This is a genomic window from Acetobacter pasteurianus subsp. pasteurianus LMG 1262 = NBRC 106471 (assembly GCF_000285275.1).
In the GTDB taxonomy this organism is placed as follows: domain Bacteria; phylum Pseudomonadota; class Alphaproteobacteria; order Acetobacterales; family Acetobacteraceae; genus Acetobacter; species Acetobacter pasteurianus.
Window position 1 is genome coordinate 1 of the sequence record NZ_CADO01000022.1, and the last position, 20,144, is coordinate 20,144.

At 46.8% G+C, this 20,144-nt stretch carries 15 protein-coding genes; 13 read left to right on the top strand and 2 right to left on the bottom strand.

From position 1 onward, the window contains the following. Positions 1-1,544: Hint domain-containing protein (locus tag APA10_RS06010; protein WP_050998011.1), on the bottom strand; the 1,544-nt coding region annotated here is incomplete at its 3' end. Between the two features lie 631 nt (positions 1,545-2,175). Here APA10_RS06010 and APA10_RS06015 point away from each other — a divergent pair. The 6 genes from APA10_RS06015 (at position 2,176) to APA10_RS06040 (ending at position 8,294) form a co-directional block, all read left to right on the top strand. Continuing rightward, positions 2,176-3,120: a LysR family transcriptional regulator gene (locus APA10_RS06015; RefSeq protein WP_035366368.1), complete on the top strand. Its 945-nt coding sequence runs from the start codon at positions 2,176-2,178 to the stop codon at positions 3,118-3,120. A gap of 166 nt (positions 3,121-3,286) precedes the next feature. After that, positions 3,287-4,909, top strand: a complete 1,623-nt coding sequence (locus tag APA10_RS06020; RefSeq protein WP_003630758.1) for an ABC-F family ATP-binding cassette domain-containing protein — start codon at positions 3,287-3,289, stop codon at positions 4,907-4,909. A gap of 364 nt (positions 4,910-5,273) precedes the next feature. Beyond that, positions 5,274-5,657 (top strand): hypothetical protein, encoded by a 384-nt coding sequence (locus APA10_RS14465; RefSeq protein ID WP_003630760.1) that lies wholly within the window; start codon positions 5,274-5,276, stop codon positions 5,655-5,657. Positions 5,658-5,836: 179 nt separating this feature from the next. Further along, entirely contained in the window at positions 5,837-6,970 is a 1,134-nt protein-coding gene (locus tag APA10_RS06030) for an acyl-CoA dehydrogenase family protein (protein WP_003630761.1), read from the top strand. Then, a complete protein-coding gene (locus tag APA10_RS06035) occupies positions 6,967-7,698 on the top strand; it encodes a PIG-L deacetylase family protein (RefSeq protein ID WP_003630762.1) in 732 nt (243 codons plus the stop codon). The genes APA10_RS06030 and APA10_RS06035 overlap by 4 nt, the downstream gene beginning before the upstream one ends. Beyond that, positions 7,695-8,294, top strand: a complete 600-nt coding sequence (locus APA10_RS06040) for a class I SAM-dependent DNA methyltransferase (RefSeq protein WP_035367362.1) — start codon at positions 7,695-7,697, stop codon at positions 8,292-8,294. Before APA10_RS06035 ends, APA10_RS06040 begins: the two co-directional genes overlap by 4 nt. Here the strand turns inward: APA10_RS06040 and APA10_RS06045 are convergent. Continuing rightward, positions 8,197-9,333, bottom strand: a complete 1,137-nt coding sequence (locus APA10_RS06045; RefSeq protein WP_003630763.1) for a glycosyltransferase — start codon at positions 9,331-9,333, stop codon at positions 8,197-8,199. The two genes, APA10_RS06040 and APA10_RS06045, sit on opposite strands and share 98 nt — an antisense overlap. A gap of 713 nt (positions 9,334-10,046) precedes the next feature. On the opposite strand from APA10_RS06045, the gene aspT reads away from it, so the two are divergent. From aspT to APA10_RS06080, 7 genes are all read left to right on the top strand, one after another. Next, positions 10,047-11,738 (top strand): aspartate-alanine antiporter, encoded by a 1,692-nt coding sequence (aspT, locus tag APA10_RS06050; RefSeq protein ID WP_003630765.1) that lies wholly within the window; start codon positions 10,047-10,049, stop codon positions 11,736-11,738. Positions 11,739-11,763: 25 nt separating this feature from the next. After that, positions 11,764-13,353: a bifunctional aspartate transaminase/aspartate 4-decarboxylase gene (locus APA10_RS06055; RefSeq protein WP_003630766.1), complete on the top strand. Its 1,590-nt coding sequence runs from the start codon at positions 11,764-11,766 to the stop codon at positions 13,351-13,353. A gap of 116 nt (positions 13,354-13,469) precedes the next feature. After that, positions 13,470-14,570, top strand: a complete 1,101-nt coding sequence (locus tag APA10_RS06060; RefSeq protein WP_003630767.1) for an asparaginase — start codon at positions 13,470-13,472, stop codon at positions 14,568-14,570. A 31-nt stretch (positions 14,571-14,601) separates the two neighbouring features. Then, on the top strand, positions 14,602-15,591 hold the full coding sequence (locus APA10_RS06065) for a hypothetical protein (RefSeq protein ID WP_004449325.1): 990 nt from the start codon (positions 14,602-14,604) through the stop codon (positions 15,589-15,591). Between the two features lie 226 nt (positions 15,592-15,817). Continuing rightward, positions 15,818-16,579, top strand: a complete 762-nt coding sequence (locus APA10_RS06070) for a tetratricopeptide repeat protein (protein WP_231111163.1) — start codon at positions 15,818-15,820, stop codon at positions 16,577-16,579. Positions 16,580-16,729: 150 nt separating this feature from the next. Further along, positions 16,730-19,168, top strand: coding sequence for a TonB-dependent receptor (locus APA10_RS06075; RefSeq protein ID WP_003631096.1), 2,439 nt, complete (start codon positions 16,730-16,732; stop codon positions 19,166-19,168). A 102-nt stretch (positions 19,169-19,270) separates the two neighbouring features. Further along, entirely contained in the window at positions 19,271-19,960 is a 690-nt protein-coding gene (locus APA10_RS06080) for a Fe2+-dependent dioxygenase (RefSeq protein WP_003631098.1), read from the top strand. The last annotated feature ends 184 nt before the right edge of the window (positions 19,961-20,144 follow it).

Genomic DNA, 20,144 nt, shown 5'->3' on the forward strand with positions numbered 1-20,144 from the left:
ATATGGGTCAGAAAACTCTTGCATAACGGACGGTAACCACAGAAGAAATCCGCGACGAGCATACGTGCAGGCACAAATTTACCTTCAAAGAACAGGCAATGCTCTGGCGTAATCAGCATGTCCTTGTAAGGTACACCATCTGCAATGGCATTCTTGAGAATACGCACAGGGTATCCTGCCTCATCATCTGGCAGGCCAGCACGTACTGTTGCATGGGTTTTGCCAACCCAGACTACTGGATGAGAAGTGTCCTTGTTGTTTTGCCAGTCAAACGCAACAACCTGATCACCAATCTGAAGGTTTTCAACCGCCACATCGCCTTCTGGTGTGCGGATCATGCTACCGGAGAGGAAGCAGACTTCATAACTCAGCCAACCATCAGAGCCATCGGCCAGAGTGAAGCCATAATTGCTTACGCCAACAATGTTCAACGTGATGTCGTTGCCATTGCTCAGGGTTAGCTTAACCTGATCTGCACTAGGGTAGGTGACAGATGAAACATCTGCGGCTTTTACCCCAGTCAGCTCAATGCTATCCGAATTGCTTGCAGAAGCACCATTGAACCCGCTGATGACGGTGTTGAGCGTACCACCAGATGCCAGGCCAGAGATCACCAGCCCAGTGTTGGTATCACCCTGTAGGTCTACAGAACCGCCAGCATTGTTCCAGATAGTTGCAGAACCACCATCTTCAATGGTGACGGTGCCGGAAATGGTGGCGCCGCTGGCAGCACTGATCTGCCCGCCGTTAGAAACGGTGGTGGTGCCCAGAATGCTGTTGGCATCCGCGTAAACATGACCGCCGCTATTAACAGTCGTGCCTGTGGCTGTGCCACCGGAGGTAATTTCTACAACACCGCTATTATTAACGGTTGTATTAGCAGCCGAACCAGAAACAGCCAGCCCACCATTGCTGGATACGATCGTGCCCGAAGCACTGCCCCCACTTTGTATGGAGAGAGAAGCAGTGGTTTCTACTGTAACATTGTTTGCGGATGCCCCAGCACTTACAACTGCCAGACCGTTGTTGGCAACAGTAGCAGAGTTAAGAGTGCCACTTGCATCAACATAGGCAGAGCCACCATTAAGAGTGCCACCTGTAGCTGTGCCGCCGGAGGTGATTTCTATAACACCGCCGCCATTAACGGTTGTGTTAGAAGCCGAGCCGTAAACAGCAACACCGCCACCGCTGGAAACGACTGTACCAGTAGCAACACCACCACTATGAATGGCAAGTTTATTGCCAGATTGCAAAACGGCATTTGAAAGCTTTGCCCCAGATTGCACGATAATAGTCGCGCTGCCTGCTTTGGGGCTTTCGTTTGTGTCTGATACGCCGCTTTCTAAAACAAGGGTGCCACCGCTAGAACCCCACGTAAAATACGGAGGGGAGTTGTAGGCGCTAATTGTGCCACCATTAAGCGTAACGCCGCTTTCCTTGGCACCTGCTGAAAATGTTGCTGTCGCACCGGCATTAATGGTGGTGGTACCGTTCAAGGTGCCGCCACTGCTGACAACCAAGCTGTTTCCAGATTGCAAAACCACGCCAGAAAGAGTGCCGCCCGAATCAACGATAATTGAGGCATTTCCTGCAAGAGGAGTTTCAGCACGATCAATAGCGCCACTTTTTAATTCCAGGGTTCCCCCCCCAGAACCCCAGGCAAAAGTTAGCCCACTAGAGGTACTGTTATATGAAATAATAGAACCACCATTAAGAACGGCGCCGCCGTTAAGAACGCCACCCTGGCTTACGGTAACGGTGCCGCCACTACCGATAGTGTTTGAGCCAGTCCATGTGCCACCAGATTTAATGATGACAGAGGAAAAAGTAGCTCCATAATATGAATTACTTGGACCTGAAGGGATGGTGCTTGCCCCACCAACATATTGATCAATCGACAATACGCCGCTTGTAACGCCCGTAGTCATTCGGTTGTTTCCTTAAAGATTATTCGAACAAATGTCTGTTGTCGGGTGAAGCTTCCATCTGCGAAATCAATAAGGACAGCTGATGGTTAAACCCTCTACCATGGTGAGCGTAGTGGGTTTGCTAACGAACAGAAATTGAAAAAAAAGTTGGAGGCCATCAACTGTTTGGTTTTTTCAAAATAGCATCTTAAAATAAAATTGCATTTCTGGTATGCAGAGTTTTGGACTCTATCAGGGGTAAGTTTGAATGATGAAGGTGGCTAAACTGCCAGACCTCCGCATACATATGAAATTACGACATTTTCGGCTTGTAGAAATGTTGGTTGCAACCAAAAGTATCCGGCTTGCAGCAGAACGCCTTAATATTACACCTGCAGCGGTTTCAAAATCTTGCCTGGAATTGGAAAATATTCTTGGCATGAAGCTATTTATTAGAAACAAGGGTGGTCTTATTCCAGATCCTATTTGCGAACGTTTTATAATTGCGGGGAGGAGAATTGATTCTGAACTTAAAAATCTTACCGCAGATATAATGCTGTATGAAGAAAGTTTTCATGGGAATGTAAAAATTGGCTTTCAGGCAACATTGTTGCAGGATCCAATTGTAAGAAGTGTTGCCAAAATTAAAAAGACACATCCCGGCCTGAATCTGACACTTGAATATGCATCGCGCCAGCAGCTTTTAGCTGGACTGGCGGCAAATTACTATGATTTTGTTTTTGTAAATCTTGCAGATATACCAGTTAACAAACGGTTTGGTATCCAACAGCTGGGTACGGAACAATATGTTGTTGCCACAACAAAAGAAACTTTTTCAATCCCTGATGTTCTTGAAAGATGGGATGAATTTTCTGCCGGAATATGGGTTATTCCGATATCCGGAATGGCGATGAGAGATCGGTTTGATAGTGTTTTGGCGGCAAGGGGGCTTTCTCTTCCATCTCGGCGTATTGAAATCAACTCTGTTGTAGGGGGCGAAAGAATGGTGGCGCTTGCCGATGCATTTACTCTTTTGCCTTTAACAATGCTTAGGGATCTTGGGCGCGATATTATTGATCCTGAAACAAAATTACGATTTTTGCCTGAAATGCAGCTAGAAGTAGGAATGGTCTACTTGCAGGATACGCAGCTTAGTGCAGCGGCGCAGTACGCCAGTGATTTTATAGTGAATAAAATTACAAGAACAATTTAAGAAAATATATCTTCATTGCGCGCGGCTGTTCTTGATTTTGGAAACAGATTGCGCACGAGCGTACATGTGCCCTCTGTAAATTTGGGCTTTCCTATTTACGCTCAGCAAGGCTTACGCAATAAGGGGCCTCCGGTTTTGCTTGTTCCATTTAGGTATCTGAGGCCCCATGATCCGTCTTGACACTATCAGCAAATATAATGGCCATCGGGTCATTTTTGTCGATGCCTCAGCTGCGCTCCAAAAAGGTGAGAAAATCGGGCTTGTTGGGCCAAATGGAGCAGGTAAGACAACGCTGTTCCGCCTCATTACAGGCCAGGAAGAGCCCGATGAAGGAAATGTTCTGATTGATCGTGGCATTACTATTGGCTTCTTCAATCAGGATGTGGGGGAAATGGCTGGCCGCAGTGCCGTGGCGGAGGTCATGAATGGGGCAGGCCCCGTTGCCGAGGTTGGGGCTGAGTTGGCCGAACTGGAAGCAGCTCTGGCAGATCCAGAACGTTTGGATGAACTCGACACCATTCTGGAACGATTTGGCGAAGTGCAAGGGCGTTTTGAGGAATTGGGCGGCTATGCCCTGGATGGCCGCGCGCGTGAAGTTTTGCACGGTTTAGGCTTTAGTCAGGAAATGATGGACGGTGATGTTGGCCGTTTGTCTGGCGGGTGGAAAATGCGCGTAGCACTTGCGCGCATTCTGTTAATGAAACCAGACGTTATGCTGCTGGATGAGCCAAGCAACCATCTTGATCTGGAAAGTCTGATCTGGCTGGAGCAATTTCTGGCGGGTTATGATGGTGCCTTGTTGATGACATCGCATGACCGTGCCTTCATGAACCGGGTTATCAATAAGGTAATTGAAATTGATGGCGGTGCACTGTCCAGTTTTTCGGGTGATTACGAGTTTTATGAACAGCAGCGCGCTGTAAACGAAAAGCAGCAGCAGGCCCAGTTTGAACGCCAACAGGCTATGCTGGCCAAGGAAGTGGCTTTTATTGAGCGTTTCAAGGCGCGCGCTTCTCATGCAGCGCAAGTGCAGAGCCGTGTTAAGAAGCTGGATAAAATTGACCGTGTTGAGCCACCAAAGCGCCGCCAGACACTTTCCTTCACTTTTCCTCCTGCGCCACGTTCGGGGGATGCCGTGGTTAATCTGCGCGGTGTAGATAAAGCCTATGGCAGCCGGGTGATTTACAAAAACCTTGATCTGTTGATCCGCCGGCAAGAACGTTGCTGTGTGCTGGGTATCAACGGGGCGGGGAAATCAACTTTGTTGAAGCTTGTTACCGGAAGTACAGAACCGGATGCTGGCACGGTTACTCTCGGTGGTAGTGTCAAAATGGGCTATTTTGCACAGCATGCCATGGATCTGTTGGATGGTGAGCGCACTATTTTTGAAACGTTGAACGATGCTTTCCCGCTTGCATCTCAAGGATCACTCCGGTCATTGGCGGGCAGTTTTGGCTTTTCTGGCGATGATATAGATAAACTATGCCGCGTGCTTTCAGGGGGAGAAAAGGCTCGTTTGGTTCTGGCATTGATGTTGTTCGATCCACCAAACTTTCTGGTGCTTGATGAACCAACTAACCACCTTGATATCGCAACAAAGGAAATGTTGATTACAGCTTTGGCTGATTATGAGGGCACAATGCTTTTTGTTTCTCATGATCGTCACTTTCTCGCCGCTCTTTCTAACCGCGTTCTGGAACTTACCCCAGAAGGGCTTCACCGCTATGATGGTGGATATACGGAATACGTTGCGCGAACCGGGCGTGAAGCACCGGGCTTACATGAGTGATGCTTTATTTAAACTGAACGTGGGTTTGTCCCAGTTTAATTCGGTTCATATCTTTTTGCAGAATAAAATCATGCGCTCATCATGGTTCCTGCAAAAAGAGTGGGCCGCTGTGCTGCCTCTAGCTTGATAAGACTGGATAGACGGTTTAACAGGTTGTCCATGTTTTTTAGAATATTATGAATATTCATTGTATTAAGTGAATCAAAACATAAGAAAAACATTCATTTTATTTTATTATCGTATCGGTTTTCTTATAAAATATTTGTAACCATCTTTCTTTTTCGAAACTTCACATACGCCGAGAGGTTTTCTGTCTGGCGGCTAGATTAAAAGACCGTCTCATCTCAAAAAAAGGAAGAGCACAATGGTCAATCAAGGCGGCAGCCATGAACAGCACGTAAAAGCTGGTGAGCAGAGCCACAAAAACACAGGTAGCTCGCATACTGATAAAAATGCGGGTGAACATAGCTCCGGCACGCGGGGCGGAACACACGAACAACACGTAAAAGCTGGTGAGCAGAGCCACAAAAACGCTGGCACATCGCACGATGAAAGAAGCCAGAGTGAACAAGGCTCTAGCACGCGTGGTGGCACACATGAACAGCATGTGAAAGCTGGTGAGCAGAGTCACAAAAATACAGGCTCATCGCACGATGAGAGAAGCGGGGGCGAACATAGCTCTGGCACGCGGGGTGGCACACATGAGCAGCATGTTAAAGCCGGCCAGCAGAGTCATAAAAACTCCTGACTTCGTGCCAAATACTGGAGGCATCAGCAAGATTGCTGGTGCCTTCAGGCGCGGAGTATTTAGTTTCAGGTCATAATCTCTTTCAATATAAAGTGACCATATTGCATTCATTCCGCATGGATCTGCATTTTTAGGTCATGCGTTATCCGTAGGGATTTGCGGAATTGGAATGTATAAGAATGCTGGTTTTGGGCACAGAACGCGTTGAGAATGATCTTTTTACGTTTCAAATGGATCTGAAAAATCTGTTTGATAGGTGGAAATCTGTTTCTCCCATGCCAGCAGAAAATATTTTTCCAATAGATATTTTGAATTCTTTACGTGAAATTGGTGCGTTAGATGCGCTGTTGTCACATGAAGAAGGAGGCCTAAATTTCTGTCGATCATTAGAAGGTGGGCTTGCACTTTTAAATCTTCTACGGCGAACAGGGTATTTGAATCTCTCGTTAGGGCGGTGTCTGGAAGGGCATGTTAATGTTGTCCGGTTGGTAGAACTTTATGGCACGTTAGAACAAAGGCATATACTTGCTCAGCAACTACGAAGCGGAATACTGGCTGGTATATGGGTTACGGATGGCGTTCCTCCCGTTACAATAAAGCAGGAAAACACGCAGTATAGACTTGCTGGTATCAAAGGCTTTGCCAGTGGCGTTATGCAGGTAGGGCTTGCTCTTATAACAGCCACAACACAACAAGGGCATTCCATAATGGCTCTTGCCCCTACGGTTGAGGGCAACCGTAGGCGATCTGGCCCCGGAAAGTTGATGGGGATGCAAGCCAGCGGCACGGGCGCTTACGATTTTACAGATATTGTTATCTCTTCAGATAATATTATTGGCTCAGCCGGAGACTATTTACGGCAACCAGAGTTTTCTGCAGGGGCTTGGCGCGGGTCAGCCGTTACCCTTGGGGCAATGGACCGATTGATTGACCTGTTGCGGCAGGAACTTCTGGATCGGGGGCGAGCACACAATCCACACCAGTTATATCGGCTTGGAGAAGCTCTGATTTTACAGAAAACGGCGAGTATGTGGGTTACGGAGGCTGCCAAAGCTGCCTATATTCCCGGCATGCAATCGGAGGATGTGGTTGCGACTGTTAATCTCGCACGCATTGCTGTTGAACGTGCAGCTTTAGAGTTAATTACGCTTGTTCAAAGAAGTTTGGGGTTATCGGCTTTTGTAAAAGGTAAAGCAGTAGAGCAGGTCATGAGGGATTTGATGACCTATCTGCGGCAGCCTGCTCCAGATGAGGCTTTGACAGAAGCTGCAGCATGGTTTGTAAACCATGATTGGCCAGGAGAAAATGCATGAAAGTTCAGCAGATCATAGAGCATTTTTCTACTCTTCCGATGGTTTCTTTTAATACAATTGCACCGGAAACATCACTTATTTTGGCCCCTCATTCTGATGATGAAAGTTTGGGATGTGCCGGTTTGATCGCAACGGCAGTGCAGCATGATCGGCCGCCGGTGGTGGTGATTGTTTCGGATGGCTCCGCGTCTCATCCGGCTTCTCATGCATGGCCACCTGAGCGTCTTGCCTTGTGCCGTCAGGAGGAAAGTCGAAACGCAGCGGCTGTGCTCGGTCTTGCTGTTGATAGATTATTGTTTCTAGGTTTGCGTGATTCAGCTGTTCCAAGCGCAGGTATTGTTTTTGAAAACGTGGTGCAAAAGTTACGTTTGCTTGTGCGCCAGTATAATTTCCAGAATATTTTTGTACCGTGGCGCCATGATCCACATTGTGACCATGTGGCCGTATGGAGCATGGGGCAAAGGTTGAAAGCTTTACAGCCAGAATTAAGAATATTGTCTTACCCTGTTTGGGGTCTTACGCTTCCCCCTAAAAAGAATATTGAAGAGGCATTACCAACTGGGTGGCGCTTGGACATTAAATGTTTTCTAAGCCGCAAACACAATGCCATTTTGGAATATAGAAGCCAGATGGGGTTGGTTGTAGAAGATGATCCCAATGGTTTTGTATTGCCGGAATATTTATTGGAAAAAATGCTCCAGCCTTACGAAATTTTTATGACATCATGAGTAATGAAACATGGAAACCGGACGTTTTTGAAAACCTCTTTCAAAATAGCCCTGATCCATGGAATTTTGAAAGCAGTTCTTACGAGCAGCAGAAACTCATAAGGGTGTTGCAGTGCCTTCCTGCACGTCCGATTTGCTTTGCAGTCGAATTGGGGTGTGCAATCGGTGTGGGCACTTTGGCGCTTGCGCAATACTGTCAGCGTATTGTGGGGATAGATGCTTCAGAAACAGCTCTTGCTATAGCTAAAACCCGGTGCGCTCAGCAAAAGCATGTCAGCTTCATCAAGGCTTTTTTGCCCGAGGCTTATCCGGATTTAGAAGTATCTGGGTGTGATTTGGTTCTTGTTTCTGAAGTTCTTTATTTTCTTAGTCCAGTAGATATTCAGCGTCTTGCTGCTCATGTCACCAAAAGTCTGAAATCAGAAGGTAGTATTCTCATTGTAAACTGGACCGGCTCCACAGATACTCCATGCACAGGGGATGAGGCTGCTGAATGTTTTATTCAGGCCTGCCAAGAGCGGCATTGGTATCTGGAGCATAACGAGTGCGGAGAGGGATATCGCATTGATCGACTGGTCCACTTTGCCAATTCTTAGCAAGGCAATGTTTTGTGTGGCGCAGAAAGTTGAGTACGCGCTGGGCGCGCTTATAGTGTTTGGGTAGATCTTCCCGAAGAATACGGGAAGGTAAAAGTTCAGCATGTATTTTGCTTATGGAAGCCAATGGGTTAGTGCGTTGGTAGGTGAGTTCCCGGCGAATGCGTAATAATCGTCTTGATACTGTCTCAAAAGCATCATCAATATATTTGTCTTGCGCGATAATCCTGCGTGCCAGAGTTTCTGCCATACCTCCGCGTGCACGGCCTAAAAGACGAGCAGAAACATAAACGACAACTTCTGGTGCGTGGCGTACGCGAATATTATTTTGTCTTAACGCTTCATAAAACTGCCGATCTTCTCCGGAATGTACATTCGGAAATCCTCCGACTTGCTCCCATGCCTGACGAGTAACTGCAATGCTTGCTCCTGAATGTTCTATATGCCGGGGCCATGGATCATGCGGTTGTGGGCAAAGAAGTAAGGTAATCTGCTCCAAAAGAGCACCATAATCCTGTTCTGCCTTTTCATCCTCATGGAGCTTTGGAGGAATTTTGGCATATTCAGATGGTAAAAGTTGAGCTTGCCCAAAAACAGCTTCAACTGGGTACTGCGCGAAAGCTTCAAGAGTGCGATATATCCAATCTGTAGCAACCTCACCGTCAGCATCAGTTGTGAATAATAGGGCATCCTTGGGCGCATGCTTGGCTGCGTGTGCCATTGCTTCTCTTCTTGCAGTGCCTGCGCTTGCTATGTCAGGGGCATAGGTAGTTTGTATAATCTCCAGCGTAAACGGAAGGGTGTTGTGTAAAGATAATGCCCGTTCATAGGTTTGATCTGTGGTATTATTGATCCACAAAACAACCTTGTCTGGCAGAGTGAGAGATTGCGCTGCAAGAGCAAGCAAGCAGGGGATAATATGATTTTCCTCATTGCAAGCTGGAATGACCACAATTCTCTGTTTTTTCCAAAAGACATTTTGCCTGTAAGCAATATAGGGAATACATAAGGTCCGATTATCAGGATCTTCTGAAGACATAATGATACGCCTCGTCAAAGAAGATAAGGTGACTTCTTAAGACGTATCAGCATCTTAAAAGTTCAATTTAATATTTTATGACAATGTATGATGAAAGGGTAGGATTCAGTTTGAAAAATATCTGTCGTAAGCATGGTAGGAATTGTGAGCGTTTATCGTTTGCTAGTGCATGTATGCTGTCGTGTTTTATTTTAAATTAACAAACATATTGGTTATTGGAAGTTATCATAAGGTTTTTGTTGGATATTGTAAATATTATTGTAGATGCGATGAAAATATGAAAATTATAATTACCTAAAAATATTAAGATATATAACATTATTTACTTTATTTCTCGTGAGGGTTTCATAGGAAAATTTGACATGTATGTCTATTCTGAGCGCATCGCCGTAGGTGATAGATTTTCTGTATATGTAATTAAATAAAATGCAATATACGTTATTTAATGAAAACAATAATTAGTTATTCATCCGTATGCAATTAAATACAAAATATAATTTTCAAAATTATTGTATAAATAAATTAAAAATAAAATATATTATTTAATTTATATCTGTTTTAAATAAATACAAAGAATATCAAAGTATTTATTACTTCAATGGAATGTAATGAGGAAAATAAAATTAAATTAATTGACTCGAATCAATTACAAATGCGTGTGCTCATGTATATGTTGCGCAGTTCGGATAGAATAAATTCTAAGGAACTTCATTTTGCACGCATTCACTGCTCTTTTATCCGGCCTGTTTGGTGCGTGTCCGGAAATGGCTCTATTTCTTGCGCTTGTTTTAGGGTGCTGGATTGGGCGCTTTCGTTTCGGGTCGTTCCAGCTTGGCGGTGTAGCGGGTTCGCTTTTAGCGGCTGTGCTTATCAGCCAAGTGGGCGTTCATATTGATTCTGGTATCAAGAGCGTTCTGTTCGCTCTTTTTATCTATGCCGTAGGTTATCAAAGTGGCCCACAGTTTTTCCGTTCATTGGGGCGTCAGTCTCTCAAGGAAATTCTAATGGCTGTTGTGCTGGCTATTACGGGGTTAATTACCGTTGTAGCTGTTGCACGTATTTTCCACCTTGATAAAGGACTTGCCGCAGGCCTTGCTGCAGGCGGCCTTACTCAGTCGGCTATTATTGGCACGGCAGGGTCGTCCTTGGAAAAAATTGGTTTGCCGCTTGCTCAGGTGCAGCAGCTTCAGGGCAATGTCGCTGTTGGATATGCCGTTACGTATATCTTTGGCTCCATTGGGCCAATTCTTCTTTGTGTTAACGTTTTGCCGTGGTTCATGAAGCGCGGCATCCGTGAAGATGCCATCCGTGCTGAAGCCGAGCAGGCGGGCGGTGTGCATGTTATGGGTGAGGGAGAGGTTTCTGCTTTTCCTAATCTTGTTGGGCGTGCCTACCGTCTGACGCAGTCTGATCTCACTATTGCTGGTGTGGAAAGCATGGCAGCAGGCGTTACAGTGGAACAGGTGCTGCGCAATGGCAAACCCGCCGGTATAGGGGCCGATGCTGCGCTGTTACCGGGTGATCAGCTTCTGCTTGTTGGGCAGCGCTCAGAGGTTCTGGCGACAGGGCAGAAGATCGGGCAGGAAATAGGTGACGTTCCCGGTCTTGATCTTTCCCTTATCCGTCGGGATGTTGTTTTGTCTCGTAAGGATTTTGTCGGAAAAACCGTGGATCAATGCGTGCAGTCTCTTTCTGCGGCTGTGCGCCACGGGGTTTATCTGGTTGCGCTCTCTCGCGCAGGTAAGGCCATGCCTGTTACGGGTTCCATGCAGGTAAAGGATGGCGATATTGTTACCCTGCTTGGTACGTCTGCCGATGTGCAGCGCGCAGCTGCGCAGATTGGTACAATCCTGCTTCCAAGCATTAAAACTGATCTCGTTTTCCATTCTCTGGGCGTCGCCCTTGGTTTGTTGATCGGTTTGGGTGTGGTGCATATGGGGTCTGTGCCACTTACTCTTGGTAGTGGTGGCGGAGCTCTGCTTTCCGGGTTGCTGTTTGGTTGGTATCAAAGCCGCCATCCTGTGACTGGGAATATGCCGCAGGGTGCCTCAACTTTTCTGGTGGACTTCGGGCTGGCAGGTTTTGTGGCCGTAACGGGCTTGCAAACGGGCCAGCAGGCTATTGCCACCATCATGCAGCACGGCATTACGCTCTTTCTGTTGGGCGTGGTGGTTACATTGGTGCCGCTTATCCTCACCATGCTCTTTGGGCGCTATGTCCTGCGCTATAACAATACGGCCATTTTTGCAGGTGCTTTGGCTGGTTCTCGCAGTGCCAATCCAGCTTTTGGCGAGGTGTTGAACAAGGCAGGCAATGCCGTTCCCACAACACCTTTTGCCATTACTTACGCCGTTGCAAACGTATTGCTTACGCTACTTGGGCCACTTGTGGTCGCATTTTCCTGAATACTGAAAAGAAGGAAACGTAATAATGACACTCGATTATTCGAAATTTCGTGATCTCAGCCCATTTGAACTTAAAGATACGCTTATCAGCCTGGCATCATCAAAGGCTGACCGCGTTATGCTGAACGCAGGCCGAGGCAATCCCAACTTTTTGGCAACACTGCCACGTGCGGCCTTTTTCCTGTTGGGGCAATACGCTTTGGCCGAAGCGCGCCTTTCTCTTTCCTATCTCTCCCCGGGGCTTGGTGGGACAGTCCGTATTGAAGGCATTGAGGCACGTTTTGATCGCTTTATTGAAAGCAATGAAGATAAAGAGGAAGCCGCTCTTCTTGGTCACGCCCTGAGTTATGTGCGCGACCAGATGGGCCTGCCAGCCGATACATTCCTTGTTGAAATGGTGGAGGGTATTCTGGGCTGCTACTATCCAACGCCCCCGCGTATGCTCACACTCAGCGAAAAAATTGTTGGCCAGTACGTGCTGCGTGAAATGGTCGGTGGTAGAATTTCTCTAGATTCCACAGACTTTTTTGCAACCGAGGGCGGCACGGCGGCTATGGCCTACGTGTTCAATTCGCTCAAGCAGAATGACCTGATCAAAAAGGGAGACAAGGTGGCAATCGGCATGCCGATCTTCTCTCCCTATATCGAAATCCCGCAACTTGAAGAATACGGTCTGGAAGTTGTGCCAGTGCAGGCAGATCCTTCTCTGGATTGGCAGTATCCGGAAAGCGAGCTGGAAAAGCTGCGTGATCCAGCCGTAAAAATGTTCTTCTGCGTGAACCCCAGCAACCCGCCATCTGTCAAGATGAATGATGCATCGCTGGAGAAGATTGCATCCATTGTGAAAGATCGTCCAGACCTGATGATCCTGACGGATGATGTCTATGGCACGTTTGCTGATGGCTTCCGTTCGCTGTATGCAATCTGCCCGCGCAACACCATTCTTGTTTACTCCTTCTCAAAATACTTTGGGGCAACAGGGTGGCGTCTGGGTGTTATCGGGATGCACAAGGATAACGCGATTGATGCACGTCTGGCGCAGCTTCCGGCTGATGCCAAAGCTGCGTTGGCAAAGCGCTATTCCAGCCTGACAACAGATTCAGCTGATCTGAAGTTTATTGATCGGTTGGTGGCAGATAGCCGTGCCGTGGCTCTTAACCATACGGCAGGCCTCTCTACGCCGCAGCAGGTTCAGATGGTGCTGTTCTCACTGTTTGCGCTGATGGATCACGAAGGCCGTTATAAAGCCACACTCAAGAGTGTTATCCGCCGCCGTGAAGCTGCGCTCTACCATGAACTTGGTGTGGCGCCATCAGAAGATGCCAATGCAGTAGATTACTACACGCTGATTGATCTGGAAGACACCTGCCGTGCTCTGTATGGCGAAGAGTTTGCCCAGTGGATGCTCAAGCGTGCCAGCACAGGTGAAATTCTGTTCCGGATTGCAGATGAAACCGGCATTGTGCTGTTACCTGGCGCTGGGTTTGGGGCTACGCGTCCTTCTGCTCGTGCATCTCTCGCCAATCTTAATGAATTCCAGTATGCCGCAATTGGTCGTTCATTGCGCAAGATGGTGGAAGAATATCACGCTGAGTTTGTGAAGCCTCAGGCGTAATGAAAAGAGTGTGTGGAAGGAGAGGGTTCTCCTTCTGGTAGGTTTGGTTTTTAAATGACGATGAGGGGAGATAAGGGCATTCCTTTATCTCCCTTTGTTGGAAAGAGTGTTCTTTTATGGTTTCTGTGCGTGGTCTGCCTATTCTTGCTGCAATTCTGGGAGTAGCCTCTGTTATGCCTGTTTATTCTTATGCAGAAGGGGCAGGTGCACCTCCTGCAGCGCATCAGCAGGTCTCTTTGCCGCGTGTGCTCGTGCTGGCTACAGGGGGCACAATATCCGGTAAGGCTGATACCCGTTCCGCTATTGGATATGATGCCGGTGCCGTAACTGGTGAACAGTTGATTGCGGGCGTGCCTGGCGTTGAAAAACTGGCGCAATTGCAGGTGGAACAGGTCTCCAACATCGCATCCCAGAACATGAACAGTCAGGTCTGGTTCAAGCTGGTTGAGCGTATTCGGCGGGCTTTTGCCAATAACGAAGCAGATGCCGTTGTGATCACCCACGGGACAGACACAATGGAAGAAACTGCTTTCTTTCTGGATAACGTGATTGGAGATGCACGACCGGTTATTTTAACGGGCGCAATGCGGCCTAGCACGGCTATTAGTGCAGATGGGCCCGCCAATATGTATGAAGCCGTAAAGGTGGCGGTTGATCCGCAGGCCCGTGGGCGAGGCGTACTGGTGGTATTGAATGATGAGGTACAGTCTGCCCGTGGTGTCAGCAAAATGCATACCACTGCACTGCAAACCTTCCATTCACCTAATCTTGGTCCGGTTGGCTATGTTGATCCGGCAAGTGTGCGCTTTGTGGCGCCAGCCAAGCCTCAGCAGCATCTTGATCTGCCAGCAGACCACAAACTACCACGAGTGCAAATTGTTTATGCCCATGCAGACATGGATGCGCAGCAGATTGATGATGCCGTGAAAGGTGGAGCGCGAGGCATTGTGATTGCGGGTATGGGTGATGGCAATGTTTCAACAGATGCATTGGCAGGCATAGAGCGCGCCACAAAGGCTGGCGTTGTTGTTGTGCGTTCCACCCGTGTGGGCAACGGTTTTGTAAACCGCGATGTAGAAGTTGATGATGATCACTACGGGCTTGCGGCCTCTATGGACCTAAACCCGCAAAAGGCGCGGATACTTCTGCAGCTTCTGCTGGCTAATGGAAAAACAGCCGCAGCAGATATTCAAAAAGCGTTTAGCGCAGGCTTTTGAGCAGTAAAAACTCAGCAGGATGAGTAAGTGAATGAGAGCACGCCTTAAGCAATGGGCATATGCGGGTAGCAGGGTTTCCGTAAAAAAAGCATTTGCCTGTTTTCTTGCATCCACGGGTAGTTTTGCTTCTGCCCATGCAGATCAGTGGTATACAGGCTCGCTCGTTTCCCCTTCCGGCACAACGCGGGAAGGGGTGCTGAATGTTGAGCCCTACTATTCCTATAGCCAGCCCTTGGGGTCTTTTGATGCGCATGGGCGGGCAGGGCCTGCATCTCACCCCATGCAACGTATGTTTTCCAATTCGACTCTCTGGAAATACGGGATCTCTCAGGATTTCAGTATCCAGTTGCATACTATTGTCGATTATGGATGGAAACACGCAGACGGACATTCTCATGGCCCTAAAACAGGCGATGTTCCGTTTGATCTGATCTATCGTTTGGTGCGGCCTGATCCCAAACATTACATTCCGGCTTTCAACCTGTTTGTAGGCATGATTTTCCCCACAGGGGATTACAAAAAACTGGGAGATAAGCAGGATGGAGTGGGGAGCGGCGCATATGTTTTCCGCTTTGCCTTAACTGAGCAATCTACTTATACGCTGCCGGGCAATCATGAACTGCGTTTGCGTGTATGGAACTGGTTTCGGCGTGCGGTAACATCTGCAAAACTTACGGATGTTACCAGTTATGGTACAGCGCATGGTTTTCGTGGCCGTGGGCAGCCGGGAATGAGCGGCCAGACGGGTTTTTCATTGGAGTACGGCTTGAGCCAGAAATGGGTGCTGGCCATGGACCTTGCGCGAGACTGGTCTAATGGCTCCACGTTACGTGGGCATGATAGCAACGGTAATTACATCCATAAAACAGGATCTGCCGGAACAGATTGGCAGATTGCACCTGCATTTGAATACAACTGGAACCCACGCTGGGGGGTTATTGTAGGCTCAGCTTTCTATTTTGCGGGGCATAACAAGAGTATTCAGGTTTCACCACAGTTTGCAGTCAACGCCATGTTCTGAGGCCAGTGCTACAAGGCTTTTGAATATTTGCGTAACTACCACAAAAAGATACAGAGACTATAATTACAATGATAAGAACAATGTCCAGATACATTGTTCTTATCTGTCATCTGTTTTGCTGATTGATTTTCATATCAAAGTGAAAAAATCTCAACATACATATTGTTGAGAATAATTTACATTATCTTTATATGGCATCATCTTCGATGAAGGAGGACTTGCTGCAATGCATTTTAGAAAATTCTGGAGATATGGAAAAAGGAAGAAAGAGGTTTCTAAACCTTTGGAATTGCCTTGTGAGATAGAAGCCATTCGCCAAAAAGCGTTGCGTGGGTATCATTTAGAACAGGTATTATGGGGTAAAATCTTTTTAGACAGTATATATGTACCCGCAGATCCTGAAACAGCAATTATATGGTTCCGTATGGCTGCTCAGGCAGGCTATGGGCCAGCCCATAACATGCTGGGGCGTTGTTATTATTTTGGCTGGGGGTGTGCCCAAAACTACCAGCAAGCCATTGCGCATTACACTTTAGCCGCAGAGTTAAATGATGATTGGGGGCGTTATAATCTGGCAATCATGATAATGCGAGGCATTGGTCAGGCACCGGATCTTCCTTCTGCGTGCGCACTTTTTCAAGCAGGAACTCAAGCCGGGCACGCAAAATCCATGAATGTATTGGCTCGTTTTTATGAAGAGGGATGGGTTGTTTCTAAAGACAGGAAAAAAGCGATCATGCTGTATCAGCAATCCGCCCAGAAAGGTGATTACCGAGGCCAGCATAATTATGCCGTGTGGTTAGCAGAGCAGGGGCATATCGAAGAAGCTGTTACATGGTGGCAGCAAGCCATGCCGCAGGCCACATTAGATGTTTTGCATGCAATACAAGACGTTACGCAGCATTTAAAACACAATTCTATAGATAGTTTGAGAAATATTGTAGTTGAAAAAATAAATTCAAATAAAAATACAATTAAATTGCGATGAGCAAAATATATTTTGTTAATTTTTGTGAGTTAAATATATGCATAAAAATATAGACAACAATAAAAATTATTTTAATGACGCATGTATTGCGAATCATTCGCGACAAGAGGCATATGCAACTGATTCGCATTAATATTTTTGTAAAGTCTCATGACAGATTCATCCTCATCACGGCAGATACCTACGTCTTCTCTTATGTTCGGTTTGGCGATGGGGTGGGGTACACTTTCATTGCTCGCGGGGAATGCTTCTGCGGCATCCATCGCAGCAGATGAACCATCTCTTAAAAACCCAAAAGCTCCTGAGGCCATAGATGCTTCATCTAAGGCGACCCTTGCTACATCAGGCAAAAAGGGGCCGCATTCTGCCAAGCAGGAAGATGGTTCGGAGGCAGAGGAGTGGGTGGTGACTGCATCCCCCATGAACACGCTTCGGACGCCTATGGGCATTAGCCGGATGCCGCATGATGCACTGCATACTCCGCAGACCATTAATGTGGTGCCGCAAATTCTTATGCAGCAGCAGAATGTCAAATCTCTGGATGAGGCCCTTAAAAATGTTCCGGGCATTACGGCTTCCGTAGGGGAAGGTGAAGGGGGCATGGCGGGAGATCAGTTTTTGATCCGCGGATTTGCCGCCCAGAATGATATTTATGAAAATGGCTTGCGCGATTTTGGTGTGTATACGCGCGATAGTTTTGATTATGAAAATGTGGCTGTTATTAAAGGGCCATCTTCACAAGTGTTCGGTAATGGCACCACAGGCGGAGCCATTAACATTACGACTAAAACGCCAACATTGAAAAATCATATTCGCGCGTCGTTTTCTGGCGGAAGTGGGCAGTATTATCGTGGAACACTGGATTTTAATCGCATGCTTACGGATAGTATCGGTATCCGTATTACCGGCATGGGGAATGAGAACAATACTGTTGGGCGTGATTATGTTTATTCCCACAGGTGGGGTATTGCACCATCCATAACGTTTGGTATGGGTAAAAAACTTTCCTATACGTTAGAATACTTCCACCAAACAGATAATCGTATTCCAGATTACGGTGTGCCTGTGCTGAAAAAGCCGGGGGCTGCTTATGGCAAACCTGCCACGGAATATGGTGTAAAACGCACCAATTGGTATGGCACCACGTTTGATCAGGATAATTCCAGTGTGGATATGCTGACAGGACGTTTGAAGTGGGAGGTTTCTCCTTACGTTACAGTGTATAATGATACACGTGGTGGACTTTACAGCCGGTATTTTTCTGCTTCGCAGGAAGGTTGTACCAGCAATCAGCTTTCTTATAATGCAAGTGGATATCTACAAAACGGAGCTGCCTATAATTGTAACACCGATTTTTTTGGTGGAAACGCAGCAGCAGCCAAACTTTCCAGAACCGGTGGTGTATTCGGGCCAAACCCGTATCAGCAAAATGACTGGTCTGTGCAAAACGTGCTTTCTGCTGTTGCCAAGTTTGATACAGGCAGCGTGAAGCATGAAATGATTGGCGGCGTAGATATCATGCATGTGTATGATCGCCGTGAAAATTTTGCTTATAACAACGCCGTTGCCCGTCAATATGTAAATCTGCTGGATCCGTCCCCAGTCGTGTCAGGGCTGAATGTTGTAGATGGGTCTTCCATGCCCGGAGGATTGGTCAACACAGCCACGGCCGGGCAGAAAAAATGGAAAACGGGTGATGCAACAGATGTAGGGGCATTCTTTTCAGAACAGGCTCAGCTTACCCCATGGTTTTCTGTGCGCGCTGGTTTTCGGTGGGATCACTGGGATACACATTACAGCATGACGGGTGGAAGTTATGCCAAACCAGACGTGCATATGGGGCAGGCGCAGGATACGTTTAACCCTAACGTGAGTCTGATGTACACGCCAAATGACCACGGTATGATCTATTTCAATTGGTCGGAATCAACAACGCCTCTGGGCCTGTATGTTACAAACAGTTCTGAGCCGTTGAACCTAAAGGATCAAAACTCCAAACCTGAACGTAGCAGGCTTTATGAATTAGGGGCTAAATATTCTGCTTTCCATGATCGTATTGGTTTTGCAGCTTCTGTGTTCCGTTTGGAAAAAGGCAATTCCATTCAAACAGATCCAAGCTCTGGCACCGTTACGCCAACCAGCGATACACAGCGTAACCAAGGGGTGGAACTGAGCGTTTCTGGCATGATCATGAAAAACTGGAACGTAATTGCCACTTACGCACGGTATGATAGCAAAACACTTTCTGGCACAGCAACAGATGTTGGCAAGCAAGTACAGTATGTGCCCAGAAACCAGGCAACAGTTTGGACAACATATGAGATTGCCCCGTCCAAGCCTTACAATTTTCTTGTAGGCGGAGGCATGACGTGGCGGGAAGGTGTGTTTCTTGATAACGCCAATACTGCGCGCGTTCCTGCAAACGTAGAGTTTGATGCTGTTGTTTCTCATCGTTTCGATAAGCATTGGAAAGTAACGATGAATGGTTACAATCTTGCCAATCGTCTGAATTACGGAAACCTGTTTAGTAATCGTGTTACGCCATCTATTGGACGTGCCTTTTTGTTCAATTTGGCAGCAGATTATTGATAGGTTTAAGGCTGGAAATAAAGGAAGGAGTGCACAACAAGCGCGCCTTCCATTTATGCTGTGAAAATAGAATATAATTTAATTTTTAGAAAAGTTTTGAATATGGCCCTGTGTATTCCTTCTGTTCTGACAGATGATGAGCTTGCTTATTGCCGAATGAAGTTGGAAGCAGCGGAATGGACAGATGGGCGCGAAACAGCCGGGGCACAATCCGCAAAAAGTAAGAACAACTTACAGTTGCCACGTCATTCGGAAACCTGTTTGGAGCTGGGTGAACTGGTTTTGCGCGCATTGGGGCGGAATGCTACATTTAATAGTGCTGTTCTGCCTTATAAAGTCACGCCTCCTTTATTTAATAGATATGAAGGTGGCATGAGTTTTGGTGCTCATGTTGATAATGCTATCCGAGGCGTTTTTGCTGGCGGCATTCATACGCGTATTCGCACAGATGTTTCCTCAACATTATTTTTCTCTGCACCGGAGGAATATGATGGTGGGGAACTCATTATGCACGCCAACGGGACGGAGCAGTCAGTCAAGTTGGCTGCGGGTGATATGGTTATATACCCCACCACGGTTTTACATAGCGTTGCGCCTGTTACACGGGGCACAAGGTTGGCTGCATTTTTTTGGTCACAATCAATGATAGCAGAAGAAAGCCGACGGCAAATTATGTTTGATCTGGATACACAGATTATATCTCTGCGTGAAAGGTTGGGGGATGCAGATCATACTGTATTAGCCCTTACAAATACCTATCATAATTTGATGCGCCAATGGTGTATTATATAATAATAATTTCTATTTACGTTTGAATAAAACAAAAATATACTCAAAAATTTTATTGTAAATTATCATAAGTATTTTAGTCAGCCTAAGTTGTATAATGCATTCTGTGGGCAACAAAGGCGCAAAGCGTCTGAGAGCCCTTTTGGAAATTCGCTATGATATGTTTTCAAGAGGTTTTGAGCGTGAT